The following is a 19,916-nucleotide window of genomic DNA, read 5'->3' on the forward strand; positions in this document are numbered from 1 at the left end:
ATTCAGGGGATTAACCCAATGACCGACCTCAATACCAAGCTCGAAATATTCGACGCCATCGCCGCCCGGCGCAACGAACGCCGCGGCTTCCTGCGCTTTGCCGGTGGCAGTGCGCTCGCCGTCGGCGGTGCCTCGCTGCTCGCGGCCTGCGGTAACGACGATGCCGATCTGGCGCCGTCGCCGACGCCCACGCCGACACCCGCGACGGGATCCGCCATCACCGATGCCGACGTGCTGAACTTCGCGCTCAACCTCGAATATCTCGAGGCGCAGTTCTACGCATTCGCGACGTTCGGCGTTGGCCTCAACGCCAGCCTGCTGACCGGTACCGGGACTCAGGGGGGCGTGACGGGTGGTCGACAGGTGCCGTTCCAGGACGCGATCGTCCGTGAATATGCGCGCGAAATCGCCATCGACGAAGTCGCGCACGTCGCCTTTCTGCGCCGGGCACTCGGCACCGCCGCGGTCGCACAGCCTGCACTGGACATCTCTGCCGGCACCGCGGCTGCGCCGGGCGCCTTCACCTTGGCCGCACGTGCGGCACGTGTCGTACCGGATACGGGCGTGTTCGATCCGTATGCCGACGACAACAGCTTCCTGCTCGGCGCGTTCATCTTCGAGGATGTCGGCGTCTCGGCGTATAAGGGCGGCGCAACGCTGATCGGCAACAAGACCTATCTCGAGGCGGCCGCCGGCATCCTCGCGGCAGAGGCGTATCACGCCGGCCTGATCCGCACGATCCTGTATCGCAAGGGACTGCAGACGCCGTCGCTGCGTACCGCCGCAAACCAGATCAGCGACGCGCGCGACAGCCTGGACGGCACCGTCACCAACGCCACGACGGGCATCATCGGCGACATCGATCAGGGCATCACCGGCATGGATCCAACCGTGTCGAACATCGTCCCGACCGACGCCAACGGCCTGGCGTTCAGCCGGTCGGTCGCACAGGTGCACAACATCGCCTATCTGACCAACACCGCAAAGATCGGCGGGGGCTTCTTCCCCAACGGCACCAACAACCGCACCGATGCACTGCGCACCAGCGGCGCCAACGCGTGATCGTCGTCACGAACTGAAACAGGACAACCTGGGCCGCGGCGCACATCGGGCGCGTCGCGGCCCCTCGTTTGGGGAACGACCATGAAGCATTCCATGAAACTGACCACGCTCGCCGGCCTCGCCGTCGCGGGCGTTTTTGCCGTTCCGGCCGCCGCGCAGGAAACCACCGCGGATCGTCCGTTCTCGGGCGTCTATATCGGTGCGGCCGGTGGGTATGACGTGCAGGGCAATGACGTCGGCTCGTCGATCCTGTTCGACCGCAACGGCGACGGCGCTTTCAACGACAGCGTCAACACCATCACCGGCGCCAACGCCTTCTCGCCGGGCTTCTGCAACGGCTCGGCGCGTACCGGTGCCGCGGCTTCCGGCTGCCGTAACGACGACGATGGCTGGGCCTATTATGGTCGTGCAGGCCTCGACGTTCAGCGCGGCAACATCGTCGTCGGTGTCGTCGGCGAATTCGGCACGAGCGACATCACCGACAGCACGTCGGGCTTCTCGACCACGCCTGCGAGCTACACGATGGCGCGCAAGCTGAAGTGGGAAGCGTCCGCCCGCGGCCGCCTGGGCTATGCGGCCAACACCACGCTGTTCTACGGCACGTTCGGTGCGGGCTATGCCAAGATCGACAATCTGTTCTTCACGACAAACACGGCGAACGCGTTTTCGGCGACTGGCTCGAAGAACCAGTGGGGCATTCTCGGCGGCGGCGGCATCGAGCAGAAGCTGACCAAGAACATCTCGATCGGCATGGAATACATGTTCCACCAGTATCAGGATGACGATGCGCGCGTTCGCGTGACGGCGGGCACGGCACTGGCCGGCAGCCCGGTTCTGCTGGCGAACAACCCGTTCCTGATCGCGCCAAACACCAGCGGCACCGATTTCCGCCGCAGCGACGAGAAGTTCCGCTGGCACAGCCTGCGCGCCACGGCGGCGTTCCGGTTCTGAGCCCATGCGCTGCCAGCATCGCGTGATGCTGGCAGCGCATAGCGTCCGGCGAGCCTAGAGCCCCTCGCCCCCGACCCATTGCGCATTCGACAGGCGCCTGGCCAGATCCCAGCTTTGCTGCCGGATATCGGGAACCGCGACGACCTCCCACAATCCGCCGCGGGTCATCGGCCCGATACAGTGAAGCCGCTGTTCGGCATGCCCGTCGCGGCCGATCGCCTGTGACTGGGCATCGACGTCGACCCCGAGACGAAGCGGATCGGGCCGGATCGCCCCGTCCGCGATCAAATGCCGGATCAGCGGCTCGCTCGATCGCATCAGATCACCCTGCGGCCCGGTACAGTTCACGATCCGCGCCGCCCGCGTGACGACCGCCTGGTCCGTGCCGCGGGGTCGCCAATTTAGATCCACAGCATCACCGGCTGCCGCGGCGGACACGATCTTCCCCGCTGTGAACCGGAGCCGCCCGGTCGAGACCAACGCATCGACCCGGTCCGCGACCTCCGGCGCCAGCCGATGCCGGTGGACGTCCCAATAGGGTCGCGCGTGCCGCAGGAACCGTGCGCGCTGCGATGTCGGGGCGGCCGCCCAGAGCATCTGGGTCACGGGGCGAAGCTCGTCGACCGCCGCGCGCCAGCCATCCGCCTTGGCACGATCGCGGACGTGCCGGACGATCGCCGACAAATCCCCCTGCGGCTTGTCGAGGACCCGCGCGGGCGGCGCGCCATCGACATGCCGCCGCGGTGAGAGCCCGCGCCGCGACACCGCCAGGATCTGTCCCGAAAACCCGCCGGCATCGAGCAGCAGCGCGGCGTCGATCGCGGTCAACCCGGTCCCGACCAGCACGACCGTGTCGTCCGGCCCGAGCCCCTCGCCAATGTCCGACGCCCAGGGATCCGCGCTATAGCGTCCGGGCGGAAGGTCGTCGGGGTTGAGCCCCGGCGGCGTGTGCGGCGGCAGGTTGCCGAGCGCGAGCACCGCACTGTCCGCGGCAATCGCGCTGCCATCCGCCATCGTCACCGCAAGCCTGTCGGTGCTGGCGAAGTCGATCGCGCAGACCTCGCCTTGCGCAAGCACCAGCCGTCCCGCCGATTGCGCGATCGTCGCGTCGAGCATCTCGCGCAGATACAGGCCGTAGGTCGTGCGCGGCACGAACGTCTTGCGGTCGCCGTCGCCGCGCGCTTCGAGCCAGCGGACGAAATGGTCGGGATCGTCGGGGAGCGCGCTCATGTTGCCCGCGCGCACGTTGAGCAGGTGGCTCGGATGCGCCGCGCTATACGCGACGCCGCGTGCGAGCTGGCGCTGGCGCCGCTCGACCAAAGTCGCGCGCGGTCCGCCGTGCCGCATCAGGTTGATCGCCAGCAACGTGCCCGAAAAACCGCCCCCGACGATGACGACATGATCGTCCGGTCCCGCGATACGTGTCATCCTGCCCCCATTTGCCGCAAAATCATCGTGCCCGCTCGATAGGCGCAAAGCGCCCCGACGCACAGCCGGCACGCGCAACGCACGGGGAACATAGAAGGATTGCACAAACGACAGCGCTGTTGCACTTTCTCGTCCATGGCCTGCCGGTCCCGGTCTGGCCCTCCCCCGGAGATCGCCCTGTGAAATCGAAGTTCGCCGTTCTTGTCTCGCTGATCGCCATCGCCGCCGCCACGCCCGCCACCGCGCAGGACCTTCACGCCTGTATCGACGAGGCGTGTACGCTCGAATCGATCCTGCCGCAGGACGCGGCATCGGGCACGCCCGCAGCCGATGCGGCGGCCGCGACGCGCTATGGCCGCTGGGGCTTCGACCTTGCCGGCATGGACAAGAGCGTGAAGCCCGGCAACGACTGGTTCGACTATGTGAACGGCAGCTGGGTCAAGAGAACGCAGATCCCGGCGGACCGCTCGTCCTACGGCGCCTTCGCGGTACTGCGCGACCTGTCCGAGGCACGCATGCGCACGCTGGTCGAGGGCTATAAGCCCGGCGACGCCGCCAACCCCGATCGCGCCAAGGTCGCGACGCTCTACCAAGGCTTCATGGACGAAGCCGCGATCGAACGCGCTGACGCTGCACCGCTGTTGCAGCGGCTCGCCCCGGTCAAGGCCGCGACGACGAAGGACGATGTCGCGGTTCTGATGGGCAAGTCGATGGGCGGGTTCGGCGCCAGCTTCTTCGGTCCCGGCGTCAACGACGACGCGAAGCAGCCCGACGTCTATGCGCTGTATCTGCGCCAGTCGGGCCTGGGGCTCGGCGACCGCGACCTGTATCTTGATCCGAAATTCGCGCCGCAGGTCGTGCGCTACCAGGCCTATGTCGCGCAGATGCTCGGCATGGCGAACTGGCCGAACGCGCAGGCCGCCGCGGCAAAGATCGTCGCGATGGAGACGCGGATCGCGCAGGCGCACTGGACCCGCGCGCAGAGCCGCGACCGCGACAAGACCTACAACCCGATGACGCTCGCGCAGCTTCAGGCGCAGGCGCCGGGCTTCCCCTGGGCCAAGTTCTGGACTGCCGCGGGCATCGACAAGGCCAACCGCGCGATCGTCGCGCAGAACACCGCCTTTCCGAAGATCGCCGAGGTCTTCGCCACCACCGACCTCGACACGCTGAAGGCCTGGCAGGCGTTCCGCACCGCCGACGACATCGCGCCCCTGCTGTCGAAGCGGTTCGTCGACGCCAATTTCGACTTCCGCTCGAAATTCCTCAACGGCCAGCCGCAGCAGCGCGATCGCTGGAAGCGCGGGATCGGCGTTACCGAACGCGCGCTGGGCGAGGCGATCGGCCGCGATTACGTCGCGCTCTATTTCCCGCCGGCTTCGAAGACCAAGATGGACGAACTCGTCGGCAACCTGCGGATCGCACTGCGCGGGCGGATCGACGGTCTGCCCTGGATGGGTGCCGCGACCAAGCAGGAGGCGCAGGCCAAGCTCGCCAATTTCAGCGTGAAGGTCGGCTATCCCGACAAATGGCGTGACTATAGCGCGCTGCAGATCACCCCGGGCGACCTGATCGGCAATGTCGAGCGCGCCGGGCGGTTCGAATGGGACTATCGCCGCAACCGCATGGGCGGCCCGGTCGACAAGGCCGAATGGGGCATGACCCCGCAGACCGTGAACGCCTATTACAACTCGGTGAAGAACGAGATCGTCTTCCCCGCAGCGATCCTCCAGCCGCCGTTCTTCGATCCGGATGCCGATCCCGCGGTCAATTACGGCGGCATCGGCGGCGTGATCGGGCACGAGATCAGCCACGGCTTCGACGACCAGGGTCGCAAGTCCGACGGCAAGGGCGTGCTGCGCGACTGGTGGACCGCGCAGGATGCCGCCAAGTTCGAGGCACAGGCGGTCAAGCTCGGCGCGCAGTACGAGGCCTATACCTTCGAAGGCCTGCCCGGCGTGAAGATCAACGGCCGCGCCTCGATGGGCGAGAATATCGGCGATCTCGGGGGCGTGCTGATCTCGCTTGACGCCTATCACACCTCGCTCGGCGGCAAGCCTGCGCCGGTGCTCGACGGCTATAGTGGCGACCAGCGCTTCTTCCTCGGCTGGGGTCAGGTCTGGCGCACGCTGTTCCGCACCGAGGCGCTGCGCCAGCAGCTCGTCAGCGATCCCCATTCGCCGGGGCAGATCCGTGCGATCAACCCGCTGCGCAACGTCGACGCCTGGTACAAGGCGTTCGACGTGAAGCCCGGGGACGCGCAATATCTCGCGCCCGCGGACCGCGTCCGGATCTGGTAAGGCCGCAAGCCCGCCGCCGGACACAAAAAATCCGGCGGCGGGCCAAGGTCGGGGCGGCGGGGCTCCGTCCTGTCAACGAGGGTGGCGGTGTTCCTGCTCGTCCGTCGTCATCCTCGCCCCCCGACCGTCGACGGCCGGGACGCGGTCAGCGCATCGCCTGGTTCAGGAATGCCACGCTGTCCGAGAGTACCGGCGCCTTGCCGCGGAACGGCTTGGACAGCGCCATCGCCACATCCTCGTGGCTGAGCCCCGGATAGTCGACATGCCGCACCGGTGCATCGAGCGCGGTGAGCTTTGCCGTCAGGTTGTCGGCGTTGTGCGCCTTCACCTGCGTGTCGTCGCCCGCCGACACGAGCAGCATTGGCGGCGCATCGCGTCGCGCGAAGTGGATCGGCTGGGTCATCACCGGATCCGCCGCCCCCTGCATCGCATCGATCGCGCGCCTGGCGGTGAACGGGTAGAAGTCATAGGGCCCGCACAACCCGACCGCGGCCTTGATGATCCGCGGATCGACACCTTCGGCACGCAACCAGCGCGGGTCGAGCGTCAGCATCGCGACCGTATACGCCCCCGCGGAGTGACCGGCGACGGCGATCCGGTTCGGGTCGCCGCCCGACGCCTCGATATGATCGCGCGTCCACTTCACCGCCTCGGCGCCATCCTGCAGGAAGGCGGGGAAGCGGACGTCGGGAACCTTGCGGTAATCGGGCATGACGACGACGTAGCCCGCCTTCGCATAGGCGCGCGCGGCAAACGCATAGGCGCTACGCGACCCGTGCACCCAGCCGCCGCCATACCAGAAGATCAGCACCGGCAGCCCCGTCTTCGCGCCGCCCGATGGCCGCCACACGTCGAGTTTCTGGCCATGCGTGCCGAACGGAACGCCCTCCCGCACCCGCGCAGTGCCGCGGCCGCCGCCCATTACCCCATCGAGCACGCTGAGCGTGCCGGGCCCCGCAGTGAACGCCGTGCCCGCAATCAGGATCACGACCAGCGCGATGACAATGGCAACGCGGCGCATCAGCGGCGGAAATCTGCGGTAATCGATCCGCTGGCCGCCAGTTCGGCCTCGTGCCCGGCCTCGCGCCACGTCTCGCCGAGCGCGGCGTCTTCCCATTCGCGCATCGCCGGATGCGCGATGATCCGCTCGACCCATGCAAGGCCCTGCGGACCGACATCGATCCCGTAGGTGCGGACGCGAAACGCGACAGGCGCAAAGAAGGCGTCGACGGCGGTAAAGTCGGCGCCTGCGAGCCAGGGCCCGCCGAACCGGTCGAGACCTTCCGCCCAGAGTTCGGTGACGCGCGCGACGTTGCGGTCGAGCGCGTCACTGCCGCGGACCGGATCGACGCGGACGCCGACGTTCATCGTCCGCTCGTTGCGCAATGCCGCGAACCCGCCATGCATCTCTGCCGCCGCGCAGACCGCCCAGGCGCGCGCATCGCCATCGGACGGCCAGACGCCGTCGTGCCGCTCGGCGAGGTAGAGCGCGATACCCAGCGAATCCCACACCGTCCGCTCGCCATCGATCAGCACCGGCACCTGCCCGGTCGGCGAGAACAGCCGGAACGCATCGTAATTCTCGGGCGCGAGGAAGGGTTCGATCCGATCCTCGAACGCGATCCCCAGCGCCCGCATCAACACCCACGGCCGAAGCGACCAGCTGGAATAATTCCGGTTCGCGGTGACGAGCGTATAGCCCATCAGGCGGTATAGCGCGCGGTGGTCTTGGCCGCGACCTCGTCCGCGGTCACGCCGGGCGCGAGTTCGACCAGCCTGAACGGCGCATCATGGTCGCTACGCTGGAACACCGCCAGGTCGGTGACGATCATGTCGACCACGTTCTTGCCGGTCAGCGGCAGCGAGCAGGACGGGATGAACTTAGGCGTCCCGTCCTTGGCGGTGTGATCCATGACGACGATGATCTGCTTGACGCCCGCGACCAGATCCATGGCGCCGCCCATGCCCTTGATCATCTTGCCCGGGATCATCCAGTTGGCGATGTCGCCGTCTTCGCTGACCTCCATCGCGCCGAGCACGGTCAGGTCGATATGCCCGCCGCGGATCATCGCAAAGCTGTCGGACGAGCTGAAATAGACCGACGAGGGCAGTTCGCTGATCGTCTGCTTGCCCGCGTTGATCAGGTCGGCATCTTCCTCGCCCGCATAGGGGAACGGCCCGATCCCGAGCATCCCGTTCTCCGACTGGAGCGTGACCGTCATGCCGTCGGGAATGTTGTTCGCGACGAGCGTCGGGATGCCGATGCCGAGATTGACGTAATAGCCGTCCTTGAGTTCCTGTGCGGCCCGCGCCGCCATCTGGTTGCGATCCCACGGCATCAGTTGAGCGTTCCTTCCTGGATGGTGGTGATGGTCGTGACCTGGTCGCGCAGTTCGGCGCTGACGCCGTCGACGATCGCCTGCAGCGCGGCATCGTCGGCGATGCCCCAGGTGCCCGCATAGGCGCGGGCGGCGTGACGGATCGTGTCGGCGAGGAGGTAGCCGAACACCGTCGGATCCTCGAGGATGCCCGCGTCGATCAGCACGTTGCTGCCCGCATTGTTGGTGATCCAGATCCGCGCGACCTCGACCGATTCGTCCGTCAACGCGGCGCCGGGATCGAGCTTGATCGCGTTGGGGTGGTCGGTCATCAGTGGATTCCCTGTGTCGGCGCCCAGTGGATCGCGGGCGGAAAGACCTCGTCACGGCTACCTTTCAGCGCGGTGCCGTAGACGGGGTTCGGCAGCACGAACCACCCTGCCCCCCATTTCGCCGTGATCGCGGGCGACTGCACCACCGCACGCCGCGCGGCGGGGGTCTGGCCTGCGTTGAACAGGTCGCTGAAATCGCCGAGCTGGTCGCCGCCCATCGCGACGACGCAATAGCGCGCGGCGATCGTCGCGCGGCGGCCGTCCTTCTTTGATCCGGTCGCGTCGTCGCCGGCGAGGAACAAGGTCTCGCCGTGGCGGGCGGGGCCAAGGCCCGCGGCTTCGATCGCCGCCTGCGTCTGTGCGGCATTGGCGGCGGCGCGGTTGGAGTTGAAGACCACCGTCACGCCCATCGCGCGCAACTGCGTCAGTGCGGCAAGCGCGCCGGGAACGGGCGCGACCTGCTTGATGCCGGTGCGCTCCCACTCCTGCCAGCGCGGTTCGGACCAGGGCCGCCCCGTGGACGCATCATATTCGAAGCCGAGATTGAGCAGCACGGTCTCGTCGACGTCGAACACCACGGCCTTGGGCTTGCTGCCGCATGCGGTCCAGCGCGGCGCGGCGAGCGTCGCGCCTGGCGCGAGGACGACCGATGTCGGCGTGCGCTGCGCACGGACATAGCCGACAAGCGCGTTCCATGCCTGGATGCTGGCGGCGGCGGCCTCGCCCGAGGCGTAGAGATACTGCATGCCCGCCGGGACGCCGTCGACGGTCACCGGTGCGGAGACGATCGCGGTCGGCGAGGTCACGCTGACGCACCCTTGCAGAACCAGTGCCCCTGCGAGCGCAGCGGTCCAGGAAAAATGGCTGCGTTTGCGGCACATTATCGGGCCTGGTTTCACGCGGAGACCCGCTCGCGGACGGTGCGGAATTCGATCTTCTTGTCGTAGGGCGCACCGACGATCATCCGCTTCACATAGATCCCCGGCAGGTGGATAGTATCGGGATCGAGGCTGCCAACGGGAACGATCTCCTCGACCTCGGCGACGCAGATCTTGCCCGCGGTGGCCATCGGCTGGTTGAAGTTGCGCGCGGTCTTGCGGAAGATCAGGTTGCCGCTCTCGTCCGCCTTCCAGCCCTTGATGATGCTCAGGTCCGCACGGATGCCCCGTTCGAGGATATAATCCTGCCCGTCGAAGCTCTTCACCTCCTTGCCCTCCGCCACCAGGGTGCCGACGCCGGTCTTGGTGTAGAAGCCGGGGATGCCCGCGCCGCCCGCGCGGCAGCGCTCGGCAAGCGTCCCCTGCGGGCAGAATTCGACCTCGAGCTCGCCGCTCAGATATTGCCGCTCGAATTCCTTGTTCTCGCCGACATAGGACGAGATCATCTTCTTCACCTGGCGCGAACGGAGCAGCTTGCCGAGACCCTGCCCGTCGATCCCGGCATTGTTGCTCGCGATCGTCAGGTCCTTGACGCCCGACGCCTCGATCGCGTCGATCAGCCGCTCGGGGATGCCGCACAGCCCGAACCCGCCCGCGCAGATCGTCATCCCGTCGAACAGCACACCCTCGAGTGCCGCCGCCGCGTCGGTGTAGCGCTTGTTCGCCATGCATCCTCCTATCGTCTTTACCGCGGCATAATGCGCCGGGCAGTGGACGGCAATGTCGGGCGGGCGTTCTCGACTTGGTGACGATTGCCGGGCTACGGTGGCGGCAGGAGATTGTCATGACCCAGCGTACCGGCGGCCAAATTCTCGTCGACCAACTCGTCGCACAAGGCTGCGACCGTATTTTCACCGTGCCCGGCGAAAGCTTCCTCGCGGTGCTCGACGCGCTGCACGACACGCCCGCCATCGAGACGGTGGTGTGCCGGCAGGAAGGCGGCGTGGCGTTCATGGCGTGCGCGGACGGCACGCTGACGCACCGCCCCGGTATCGCCTTCGTCACGCGCGGGCCCGGTGCGACCAACGCATCGATCGGCGTGCATGTCGCGATGCAGGACTCCCAGCCGATGATCCTGTTCGTCGGCGATATCGACCGCGGCACGCGTGACCGCGAGGCGTTCCAGGAGATTGATTTTCAGGCGATGTTCGCGCCCATCGCCAAATGGGCGGCGCGGATCGACGATGCCCGGCGGATCCCCGAATATGTCGCGCGCGCGTATGCGACCGCGATGTCGGGCCGCCCCGGGCCGGTGGTGCTCGCACTCCCAGAAGACATGCTGCTGGACGTGGTCGAGGCGGTCGACCGACCGCGGGTCGAGCGCGTCGCGCAGGCGTGCGACGCGGACATGATGGACCTGCTCGCGGATCTGCTGACGACCGCCGAGCGGCCGGTGGCGATCGTCGGCGGCGCGGGCTGGGATGCGGCTGCATCGGGGGCGTTCTCGACCTGGGCGGATCGCAACGGCATTCCCGTCGCCGCAGCGTTCCGGCGGCAGGATGCGATCCCGAACGCCTGCCCGGTCTGGGCGGGCAATCTTGGTTATGGGCCCAACCCCAAGCTGGTCGAGCGGGTAAAGACGGCGGATCTGCTGCTCGTCGTCGGCCCTCGGCTGGGCGAGGCCACGACCGATGGCTATGCGCTGGTGACGCCCGATCATCCGGGGCAGCGCATCGTCCATGTCCACCCCGATCCCAATGAGCTGAACCGCACCTATCACGCCGACGTCGCGGTGTGCGCGGGGATGGCCGAATTCGCAGAGGCGCTGCTCGCGGTCGACCTACCGCCGCGGACCGCGGGTCAGGAGGCGCATGCTGAGTGGCGCGCCTGGTCGACGCCGGCGCCGCGCGATCTGCTCATGGACCTGGGGCCGTGCGTCGCGGCGATGCGAGAGCGGCTGCCCGCGGATGCGATCATCTGCAACGGCGCGGGGAATTATTCGGGCTGGTGGCATCGCTACTGGGCCTATGCCGGGCCGGGAACGCAGCTTGCCCCGACCGCCGGAGCGATGGGTTACGGCGTACCCGCCGCGGTCGCCGCGTCCCTGCGGCATCCCGAGCGGACGGTCGTCGCGCTGGCGGGTGACGGGTGCTTCCTGATGAACGGGCAGGAACTCGCCACCGCGGTCGCGCAGCGCGCGGACATGCTGGTGCTGGTCGTCGACAATGGCGGCTACGGCACGATCCGGATGCATCAGGAACGCGAATATCCGGGGCGGGTGTCGGGAACGGCGCTGCGCAATCCGGACTTTGCCGCGCTGGGCCGGGCCTATGGGTGCTGGGCGGAGACGGTCACCAAGACCGAGGATTTCGCCGCGGCGCTCGACCGGGCGATGTCGCGGTCCGGGGTGCGGATGCTGCACTTGGTCACGGATATCGAGGCGATTACCGCCGGGACGACGCTGGCGGCGGTGCGCGGGGCGGCGTGATCCTTATTGGGTTAGGACGCGGCCGGCACACCTCACGCCCCACCCCGGCGAAGGCCGGGGCCCAGTTGGGGGACAGCAGTAACTACGGACGGTCCTTTGTTACCTCGGCCTTCCCAACTGGGCCCCGGCCTTCGCCGGGGTGGTTTTGATGCTAGTGCTGGCATTCACTCGCACCGTTCCCCCGCGAAGGCGGGGGTCCAAGGTAGCGCACGCTACCGGAACTTAGCTGGGCCCCCGCGTCCGCGGGGGAACGACACGGAGCAGCAGCCCCTCAGCCCGCCAGCTTCGCCCGCACCGCAGCTACAGCCTCCGCCGCCTTGTCGCCATCCGGCCCACCGCCCTGCGCCATGTCGGGACGGCCACCGCCCCCCTGACCGCCGAGCGCGGCTACCGCGATCCTCAGCAGGTCGACCGCATTGTGGCTCGCGACCAGATCCGCGGTCACGCCGACCGCGACCGAGGCGCGGCCGTCGTTGATCGCGACGAGCATCGCGATCCCCGACCCCAGCCGCTGCTTGGCCTCGTCGACCGCGCCGCGCAGGCCCTTCGCCTCGAAATCATTGAGCACCTGTCCGATAAAGGCCACGCCGCCGACCTGCTCGGGTCCCGCCGCCTCACCGGAACCACCGCCGCCGAGCGCCAGCGCCTTCTTCGCATCGGCCAGCTCACGCTCGAGACGCCGGCGATCCTCGATCAGCGCCGCGACGCGCGCAGGCACCTCGTCGGGGGTCGATTTCAACGCCGCTGCCGCCTCACGCAGGCGATCGTCGCGCCCGGTCAGATAGGCACGCGCGGCCTCGCCGGTCAGCGCCTCGACGCGACGCACGCCGCTCGACACCGCGCCTTCGCCGACGACCTTGAACAACCCGATATCGCCGAGCGCGGTTACGTGCGTGCCGCCACACAGTTCGATCGAATAGGTGCCCTCGTCGGTCGAGCCCATCGACACGACGCGGACCTCGTCGCCATATTTCTCGCCGAACAGCGCCATCGCACCCATCGCGATCGCGTCGTCGGGGGTCATCAGCAGCGTCGTCACCGCGCCATTGCCGCGGACCTGCGCGTTCACATCGGCCTCGACCTGAGCGATGTCGGCGGGCGTCATCGCGACCGGCTGTGAGAAGTCGAAGCGCAGGCGATCGGGCGCGACCAGGCTCCCCTTCTGCGCGACATGCTTGCCGAGCCGTTCGCGCAGCGCTTCATGCAGCAGATGCGTTGCGGAGTGGTTGGCACGGATCTGCGCACGACGCGCGACGTCGATCTGCAGCTTGACCGTATCGCCGACCTTGATCCCGCCCGACTCGATCATCGCATGATGGACGAACACGCGGCCGAGCTGCTTCGACGTCTCGGTGACGTTTGCGCGCAGCCCGGTGTCGGTCGAGATGTGCCCGGCATCGCCGACCTGCCCGCCGCTCTCGCCATAGAAGGGCGTCTGGTTGACGACGATCGACACCGTATCACCCGTCGTCGCATGGTCGACGCGCGCGCCGTCCTTGACGAGCGCGACGACCTCGCCCTCGCCGGTGTCCGAGGCATAGCCGAGGAATTCGGTGCCGCCGCTCTGCTCGACGATATCGAACCAGATATCGTCAGAGGCCTTGGCGCCCGAACCCTTCCACGCAGCCCGCGCGGCGCGCTTCTGCTCGGCCATCGCGGTGTCGAAGCCTTCGCGGTCGACCGCGAGCCCGCGTTCGCGCAGCGCGTCCTCGGTCAGGTCGTAGGGGAAGCCATAGGTGTCGTAGAGCTTGAACGCGACGTCACCCGCGAGCGTACCCTCGGTCATGTCCGCGGTCGCCTCGTCGAGCAGCTTCAGCCCCTTATCGAGCGTCTGCCGGAACCGCGTCTCCTCCTGCTGCAGCGTCGCCTCGATCAGCGACTGCGCCCGGAACAGCTCGGGATAGGCCGCGCCCATCTCGGTGACGAGCGACGGCACCAGCCGGTGCATCAACGGCTCCTTCGCGCCGAGGATATGCGCGTGACGCATCGCGCGGCGCATGATCCGGCGCAGCACATAGCCACGGCCTTCGTTCGCGGGCAGCACGCCGTCCGCGACCAGGAAGCCTGCGGTGCGCAGGTGATCCGCGATCACGCGGTGGCTCGCGGTGTTCGCGCCGTCGGTCGCGGTATGCGTCAGCGCGCCCGAGGCCGCGATCAGCGCCTTGAACGTGTCGGTGTCGTAATTGTCGGTGACGCCCTGCATCACCGCGGCGATCCGCTCGAGCCCCATGCCGGTGTCGATCGAGGGCTTGGGCAGGTTGCCGACGATCTCGGCATTTTCCTGCTCATATTGCATGAACACGAGGTTCCAGATCTCGACGAAGCGATCGCCGTCCTCGTCGGGGGTGCCGGGAGGGCCGCCGGGGATGTGATCGCCGTGGTCGTAGAAGATCTCCGAGCATGGCCCGCACGGCCCGTTGTCGCCCATCGACCAGAAATTGTCCTTGGTCGGGATGCGGATGATGCGGTGCTCAGGGAGGCCCGCGATCTTCTTCCAGAGATCGAACGCCTCGTCGTCGGTGTGATAGACGGTCGCGGTCAGCCGGTCGGGCGACAGGCCCCAGTCCTTCGTCAGCAGCGTCCACGCATGCGTGATCGCCTGTTCCTTGAAATAATCCCCGAACGAGAAATTGCCGAGCATTTCGAAGAAGGTGTGATGCCGCGCGGTATAGCCGACATTGTCGAGATCATTGTGCTTGCCGCCCGCGCGGACGCACTTCTGCGACGAGGTGGCGGTCGTGTAGGGGCGCGATTCGAGGCCGGTGAAGACGTTCTTGAACGGCACCATCCCCGCATTGACGAACATCAGCGTCGGGTCGTTCTGCGGCACGAGCGGCGCAGAGGGCACGATCTGGTGTCCCTGCGAACCAAAATAGTCGAGGAAGCCGCGGCGGATGTCGTTCGTCGATGTCATGCCGCCGACTTAGGCGAGCAACCGGGTTCGCTCAAGTGACCGCGTTACGCGGATTGTGGCAGGGCCGCCGCCAGCCAGTCATCGGCGTGAAGCCCGTAGATCAGGCTGTCGCGCAGCCCCATATGCGTCTCCCATTCGCCGCGCAGCAGCCGTTCGCGCCGGAACCCCAGCCGTTCGAGCAGCAGGATCGACGCGCGGTTCTCGCTGTCGGCATCGGCAAACACGCGGTGCTGCCCCTCGGCGAACAGCTGGTCCAGCACCGCCGACACCGCCTCGCTCGCCAGACCGCGGCCCCAGTGCGCGCGCGCGAGGATGAAGCCGATCTCGGTCACCCCCTGCCCGCGCATCCGCCCGCCCGAGACCCAGCCGATCGCCCGGTCGTCGCCGTGCCGCGTGATCGCCCAGGCGCGCCAGTTTACGTCAGCGGCATCCTCGACCAGATAGAGCCGCGTCGCCTCGATCGACGTTAGCGGACCATCCGCCGAATAGGTCATCAGGTCCGCGTCGGCGAGTGTCGGGTGCAAGGCGACTGCGTCTGCCTGGACGAGCCGACGCAGCCGGAGCCGCGGGGTCACCAGTACCGGATGGGGCAGCGCGCGACGCCTCAAGCGATCAGCGCATCGACGAGCGCGCGCACTTTCTTCTGGCGCCACTGCGGCAGCGGCGCGACGAGCCAATAGCCGCCACGCGACGGCTGCGCGTCGCCGATGATCCGGACCACCCCCGCCTCGAGCCCGCGCCGCGCCAGCAGTTCGGGCACGGTCGCCCGCCCGAGCCCCGCCGCCGCCGCATCGATCGCCAGCCCGGCATCACCGACGCGGACCAGTGCCGTGGCATCCCCCGCCGCCGGGTCGAGCGCGGGTGCGCCGGGCCAGGCGATGATCGCCTCGGACGCGCTGCCGGTCGCCGCGATCGTGACGAGCCCTTCGGATTCGAGCGCCTCGCCCTCATTCTCGCCCGGGCCATCGCCCCAGCGGATCGCAAGGTCCAGATTGGCCTCGGTAAAGTCGACCGTCTCGTCCGCGGTGATCAGGACGAAGCGCAAATCGGGATCGGCGGCCGCGATCTCGGCGAGCCGCGGCATCAGCCATTTCTCGGTCAGGTCGCGCGGCGCGGCGATCGTCAGCGACTTGGACGTCTGCCCCGCCTGCATCGCGCGGACCGCTTCCTCGAACTGGAGGAAGCCGTTGCGCAACGGCCCGAGTCCCGCCTCGGCCTCGGGCGTCAGCTCGAGCCCGCGCGTAGTACGCCGGAACAGCACGACGCCCAGCGTATCCTCGAGCGCGCGGATCTGCTGCCCGACCGCGGCGGGGGTGACCGCGAGCTCGTCGGCGGCACGCGTGAACGACAGGTGGCGCGCCGCCGCATCGAGCACGCGCAGCCCGTTAAGCGGAAGGTGCGTACGCTTCACAAAATCACCGCCGGCGCACTGAGCGAGAAATGCGGTATCGCCACCTCGAACACCGCACCGGTATCGTCCACCATCCGATAGGATCCGCGCATCGCCCCCGTCGGCGTCGCAAGCGGACAGCCCGAGACATAGTCGAAGCTCGCACCCTGCTCGATCAGCGGCTGTTCGCCGACGACACCCTCGCCCTCGACGGTGTGGCGTGCGCCATGCCCGTCAGTGATGATCCAGTGTCGCGTCAGCAGCTGGACCACGCCGGGCCCGTCATTTTCCAGCCGGATATGATAGGCCCAGAACCAGCGCCCGCGCTGCGGTTCGGACTGTTCGGGCAGATAGCTGACCGAGACGCGCACCGTCACCCCGCGCGTCGTCGCCGCACTGGGGAACAGCGCCTTCACAGCCCGACCTTGCCCAGTGCCCGGTCGAGATCATCGATCACGTCGCGCACGTCCTCGAGCCCGACATTGAGCCGCAACAGCCCCTCGGTCACGCCCATCTCCGCCTGCTTGTCGGGCGAGACGCTGGCGTGCGTGGTCGAGGCCGGATGCGTCATCAGCGACCGCGAGTCGCCGATATTGTTCGAGATATCGACCAGCTCCAGCGCGTCGAGCAGGCCATGCGCCTGTTCGCGCCCTTCGACCTCGAACGCGAAGATCGGGCCGCACGCGTCCATCTGACGCATCGCGAGCTCGTGCTGCGGATGGCTGGCGAGGCCCGGATGCAGGATGCGCGGCACGCGCGCTTCCAGAAACGCGCCGACCTTCTGCGCATTTTCCGACTGGCGGCGGATACGCAGGTCGAGCGTCTCGAGCCCCTTGAGCACCACCCACGCGTTGAACGGCGACAGCGTCGGCCCGGTGTTGCGCGTGAAGGGCAGCAGCGTGTTGGTGATGAAATCCTCGGTCCCGCACACCGCGCCGGCGAGCACGCGGCCCTGCCCGTCCATCATCTTGGTCGCGCTGTACGCGATGACGTCCGCACCGAACTCCATCGGCCGCTGCAACGCCGGCGTCGCGAACGCATTGTCGACGACCGTCGTGATCCCGCGCTCGCGCGCGATGCCGCACACCGCCTTCAGGTCGACGATGTCCATCGTCGGATTGGCGGGCGTCTCGAAGAAGAAGACCTTGGTCTCGGGCCGCACCGCGTCGAGAAACGCCTGCGGGTCGCGCGCGTCGACGATCGTCGTCGCGATCCCGAACTTGGGCAGCAGCGTATCGGTCAGCCAGCGGCACGATCCGAACGCCGCGCGGCCGCCGACCAGGTGATCGCCGCTCTGCAACTGGCACAAAAGCGCCGCGGTCATCGCGGCCATGCCCGTCGCCATCGACCGGCACGCCTCGGCCCCCTCGAGCAGCGCGATCCGCTCCTCGAGCATCTGCACCGTCGGATTCTGCAGCCGGGAATAGGTCATCCCGTCCTGCTCGCCGGCAAAGCGCGCCGCCGCGTCACCGGCCTTGTCGTAGCAATAGCCCGAGGTAAGGAAGAGGGCCTCCGACGTTTCGCCATATTCGCTGCGGGCGGTGCCGCCGCGGATGGCCTGCGTCTGCGGACGCCAGTTCTGGGTGATCGAACGATCTTGGCCGGTCTTGCGCTTCATGGCGACGCTTTGCCGGGGGCGGGCGGTGATGACAACCCCTGCGGAGGGTCGCGTGCGCTAGTAGCGCCCCCAGGTAAACCTGGATGACAGCGCATAATTCCACACCGCGCCGACCAGCACGCCGATCATCGCCGACACCGCCCAGGCGTCGTTGCGCACGTCGTGCATGAACGCCGCGATCCCGACATTGGCGATCGCCCCGACCGAACAGATGAGCGCGAACGATACCCAGCCATCGGCGAGCTGCCGCCACCCCTTCAGCCGCCGGTCGCGATAGGTCAGCGCGTTGTTCAGGAAGAAGTTCATCGTCAGCGCGGCCAGCGTTGCGCCGATCTGCCCGATCAGGAATGACGTCCCGATCCCTAGGAACAGCGCGCTGAGCACCGTCATATGCACGCCGATGCCGAGCACGCCGATCGCCGAGAACATCGCGAACCGCACCGGCACGAACCGCCCGAACATCCGGTCGTACAGCGCGATCAGATATTCCAGCGCGACGACGTGATCGAGCTTGCTCTCACCCTCGGTCCGGCAGCGGAAGGTATAGGGCAGCTCGGCGAACCGCAGCGGCTCGGGCGCGGCGGTCAGCAGGTCGAGCAGGATCTTGAACCCGATCGCCGACAGTCTGGGCGCAAGCGCACGTGCGACGTCGGTACGGATCGCGAAAAAGCCGCTCATCGGATCGCTCAGATCCGCCTTGAGCACGCGCCGCGACAGCCGCGTGGCGAGCGCGGACTTGGCGACGCGGTCGCGATCCCAGTCGCCGGTCCCGCCGCCACTGACGAAGCGCGATCCGATCACGACGTCGTGATCGCCCGCCTGAAGGAGGTCGAGCATCTTTGGCAACAGCGTCTCGTCATGCTGCAGATCGCCGTCGATCACCGCGACGACGGGCGCGGCGGTCGCGCACAGCCCCTCGATACAGGCCGAGGACAGCCCGCGCCGGCCGATCCGCTGGATCACGCGGACGCGCGTGTCGCTCCGCCCGAGCACGCGCGCAGCCTCGGCGGTGCCGTCCGGGCTGTCGTCGTCGACGAAGATCGCCTCCCAGCGCCGCCCCGCCAGCGCCTGGTCGAGCTTGGCGATCAGCGCGGCGACGTTCGCCTTCTCGTTGAACGTCGGGATGACGACCGCGATCTCGAGCGTGTCCGGCCCCGCGCCCCGCACCGCGTCCAGCTCGACCGGACTCACCCGAGCGATGCAATCACCGCGTCGCCCATCGCGCGCGTCGTCAGCGTGCCGCCGAGGTCAGGGGTCCGCGCGCCGCCCAGGATCGCCGCAGCCACCGCCGCCTCGATCCGGTCGGCCGCCTCGGCCTTGTCGAGCGAATGCCGCAACATCATCGCTGCGGACAGGATCGCGGCACAGGGGTTCGCCTTGCCCTGCCCGGCAATGTCGGGCGCGCTGCCATGGATCGGTTCGTACAGACCATGGCCCCGACCATCGAGCGCGGCGGACGGCAGCATGCCGATCGACCCTGCGCACATCGACGCCTGATCGGACAGGATGTCGCCGAACAGATTGCCGGTGACGACGACGTCGAACTGGCCGGGGTCGCGCACGAGCTGCATCGCCGCGTTGTCGACATACATGTGGCTGAGCGCGACGTCGGGATAGTCCGCTGACACCTCGATCACGACGTCGCGCCACAATTGCGACGTCTCCAAGACATTGGCCTTGTCGACCGACAGCAGCTTGCTCTTGCGGGTGCGGGCGGTCTCAAATCCGACGCGCGCGATCCGGGCGATCTCCGCCTCGTCATAGCGCATCTCGTCATGGCCTTCGCGCAGGCCCTCGGCGGTCGTCCGGATGCCCTTGGCGCCGAAATACACGTCGCCGGTCAGCTCGCGGACGATCACCATGTCGATCGTCCGCGCGATCTCCGGGCGCAGCGACGACGCATCCTCCAGCCCCGCGAACAGCTTGGCCGGACGCAAATTGGCGAACAGCCCCAGTTCCTTGCGCAGGCCCAGGATCGCCTGTTCTGGTCGCAGATGCCGCTCGAGCCGATCGCAATCGGGGTCGCCGACCGCACCGAACAGCACGGCGTCCGCGCGCCGCGCGAGCGCCAGCGTCTCGGGCGGCAGCGGATGCCCCGCCGCCTTGTACGCCGCACCACCGACCAGCGCCTCGTCGAAGCTCAGATCGAGGTCGAGCCGGTCGAGCACGCGACGTGCCTCGGCAGTCACTTCGGGTCCGATGCCGTCGCCGGCCAGTATCGCGATCAAGGGCATGTG

Annotated in this window: 18 protein-coding genes; 4 read left to right on the forward strand and 14 right to left on the reverse strand. The window is 68.0% G+C overall.

Going from position 1 to position 19,916, the window contains the following annotated elements; genetic code table 11:
• Nucleotides 1-18: 18 nt before the first annotated feature.
• Complete coding sequence (locus IFT87_RS01935; RefSeq protein WP_031440781.1) at nucleotides 19-1,062, forward strand: ferritin-like domain-containing protein; 1,044 nt, start codon at nucleotides 19-21, stop codon at nucleotides 1,060-1,062.
• A gap of 81 nt (nucleotides 1,063-1,143) precedes the next feature.
• A complete protein-coding gene (locus IFT87_RS01940) occupies nucleotides 1,144-2,013 on the forward strand; it encodes an outer membrane protein (protein ID WP_042467135.1) in 870 nt (289 codons plus the stop codon).
• Between the two features lie 54 nt (nucleotides 2,014-2,067).
• Here IFT87_RS01940 and IFT87_RS01945 read toward each other — a convergent pair whose 3' ends face one another.
• Nucleotides 2,068-3,441 carry an FAD/NAD(P)-binding protein gene (locus tag IFT87_RS01945; RefSeq protein WP_037528144.1) on the reverse strand — a complete coding sequence of 458 codons (1,374 nt, stop codon included), beginning with the start codon at nucleotides 3,439-3,441 and terminating at the stop codon, nucleotides 2,068-2,070.
• A gap of 179 nt (nucleotides 3,442-3,620) precedes the next feature.
• Between IFT87_RS01945 and IFT87_RS01950 the strand changes: the two genes are divergently transcribed.
• Nucleotides 3,621-5,741, forward strand: a complete 2,121-nt coding sequence (locus tag IFT87_RS01950) for a M13 family metallopeptidase (protein ID WP_056405373.1) — start codon at nucleotides 3,621-3,623, stop codon at nucleotides 5,739-5,741.
• A 145-nt stretch (nucleotides 5,742-5,886) separates the two neighbouring features.
• Here IFT87_RS01950 and IFT87_RS01955 read toward each other — a convergent pair whose 3' ends face one another.
• The 6 genes from IFT87_RS01955 to IFT87_RS01980 are packed head-to-tail and all read right to left on the reverse strand — an operon-like array spanning nucleotide 5,887 to nucleotide 9,997.
• Complete coding sequence (locus IFT87_RS01955) at nucleotides 5,887-6,762, reverse strand: alpha/beta hydrolase (protein ID WP_031440777.1); 876 nt, start codon at nucleotides 6,760-6,762, stop codon at nucleotides 5,887-5,889.
• Entirely contained in the window at nucleotides 6,762-7,445 is a 684-nt protein-coding gene (locus IFT87_RS01960; protein ID WP_031440776.1) for a glutathione S-transferase family protein, read from the reverse strand. Before IFT87_RS01960 ends, IFT87_RS01955 begins: the two co-directional genes overlap by 1 nt.
• On the reverse strand, nucleotides 7,445-8,080 hold the full coding sequence (locus IFT87_RS01965; RefSeq protein WP_031440775.1) for a 3-oxoacid CoA-transferase subunit B: 636 nt from the start codon (nucleotides 8,078-8,080) through the stop codon (nucleotides 7,445-7,447). Before IFT87_RS01965 ends, IFT87_RS01960 begins: the two co-directional genes overlap by 1 nt.
• Nucleotides 8,080-8,391 (reverse strand): DUF5076 domain-containing protein, encoded by a 312-nt coding sequence (locus IFT87_RS01970; RefSeq protein WP_192007300.1) that lies wholly within the window; start codon nucleotides 8,389-8,391, stop codon nucleotides 8,080-8,082. The genes IFT87_RS01965 and IFT87_RS01970 overlap by 1 nt, the downstream gene beginning before the upstream one ends.
• A complete protein-coding gene (locus IFT87_RS01975) occupies nucleotides 8,391-9,272 on the reverse strand; it encodes a 5'-nucleotidase, lipoprotein e(P4) family (protein WP_042467132.1) in 882 nt (293 codons plus the stop codon). Before IFT87_RS01975 ends, IFT87_RS01970 begins: the two co-directional genes overlap by 1 nt.
• 14 nt (nucleotides 9,273-9,286) lie before the next feature.
• On the reverse strand, nucleotides 9,287-9,997 hold the full coding sequence (locus tag IFT87_RS01980) for a CoA transferase subunit A (RefSeq protein ID WP_031440773.1): 711 nt from the start codon (nucleotides 9,995-9,997) through the stop codon (nucleotides 9,287-9,289).
• A gap of 116 nt (nucleotides 9,998-10,113) precedes the next feature.
• Between IFT87_RS01980 and IFT87_RS01985 the strand changes: the two genes are divergently transcribed.
• A complete protein-coding gene (locus IFT87_RS01985) occupies nucleotides 10,114-11,757 on the forward strand; it encodes a thiamine pyrophosphate-binding protein (RefSeq protein ID WP_037528149.1) in 1,644 nt (547 codons plus the stop codon).
• A gap of 271 nt (nucleotides 11,758-12,028) precedes the next feature.
• Here the strand turns inward: IFT87_RS01985 and alaS are convergent, their stop codons facing one another.
• The 7 genes from alaS to leuB are packed head-to-tail and all read right to left on the reverse strand — an operon-like array spanning nucleotide 12,029 to nucleotide 19,913.
• Entirely contained in the window at nucleotides 12,029-14,671 is a 2,643-nt protein-coding gene (alaS, locus tag IFT87_RS01990) for an alanine--tRNA ligase (protein WP_192007301.1), read from the reverse strand.
• Nucleotides 14,672-14,715: 44 nt separating this feature from the next.
• Entirely contained in the window at nucleotides 14,716-15,246 is a 531-nt protein-coding gene (locus tag IFT87_RS01995) for a GNAT family N-acetyltransferase (RefSeq protein WP_235516276.1), read from the reverse strand.
• A 29-nt stretch (nucleotides 15,247-15,275) separates the two neighbouring features.
• Nucleotides 15,276-16,082, reverse strand: a complete 807-nt coding sequence (locus tag IFT87_RS02000) for a LysR family transcriptional regulator (RefSeq protein WP_192007302.1) — start codon at nucleotides 16,080-16,082, stop codon at nucleotides 15,276-15,278.
• Nucleotides 16,079-16,477, reverse strand: coding sequence for a Co2+/Mg2+ efflux protein ApaG (apaG, locus tag IFT87_RS02005; protein WP_037528435.1), 399 nt, complete (start codon nucleotides 16,475-16,477; stop codon nucleotides 16,079-16,081). Before apaG ends, IFT87_RS02000 begins: the two co-directional genes overlap by 4 nt.
• Nucleotides 16,474-17,679, reverse strand: coding sequence for a trans-sulfuration enzyme family protein (locus IFT87_RS02010; RefSeq protein ID WP_107932226.1), 1,206 nt, complete (start codon nucleotides 17,677-17,679; stop codon nucleotides 16,474-16,476). Before IFT87_RS02010 ends, apaG begins: the two co-directional genes overlap by 4 nt.
• Before the next feature lie 57 nt (nucleotides 17,680-17,736).
• Entirely contained in the window at nucleotides 17,737-18,870 is a 1,134-nt protein-coding gene (locus IFT87_RS02015; RefSeq protein ID WP_342211116.1) for a glycosyltransferase family 2 protein, read from the reverse strand.
• Nucleotides 18,867-19,913 carry a 3-isopropylmalate dehydrogenase gene (leuB, locus tag IFT87_RS02020; protein ID WP_192007303.1) on the reverse strand — a complete coding sequence of 349 codons (1,047 nt, stop codon included), beginning with the start codon at nucleotides 19,911-19,913 and terminating at the stop codon, nucleotides 18,867-18,869. Before leuB ends, IFT87_RS02015 begins: the two co-directional genes overlap by 4 nt.
• Nucleotides 19,914-19,916 lie beyond the last annotated feature (3 nt).

Origin of the sequence: Sphingomonas sp. CFBP 8765, from assembly GCF_014841445.1 — a bacterium.
GTDB lineage: Bacteria > Pseudomonadota > Alphaproteobacteria > Sphingomonadales > Sphingomonadaceae > Sphingomonas > Sphingomonas aerolata.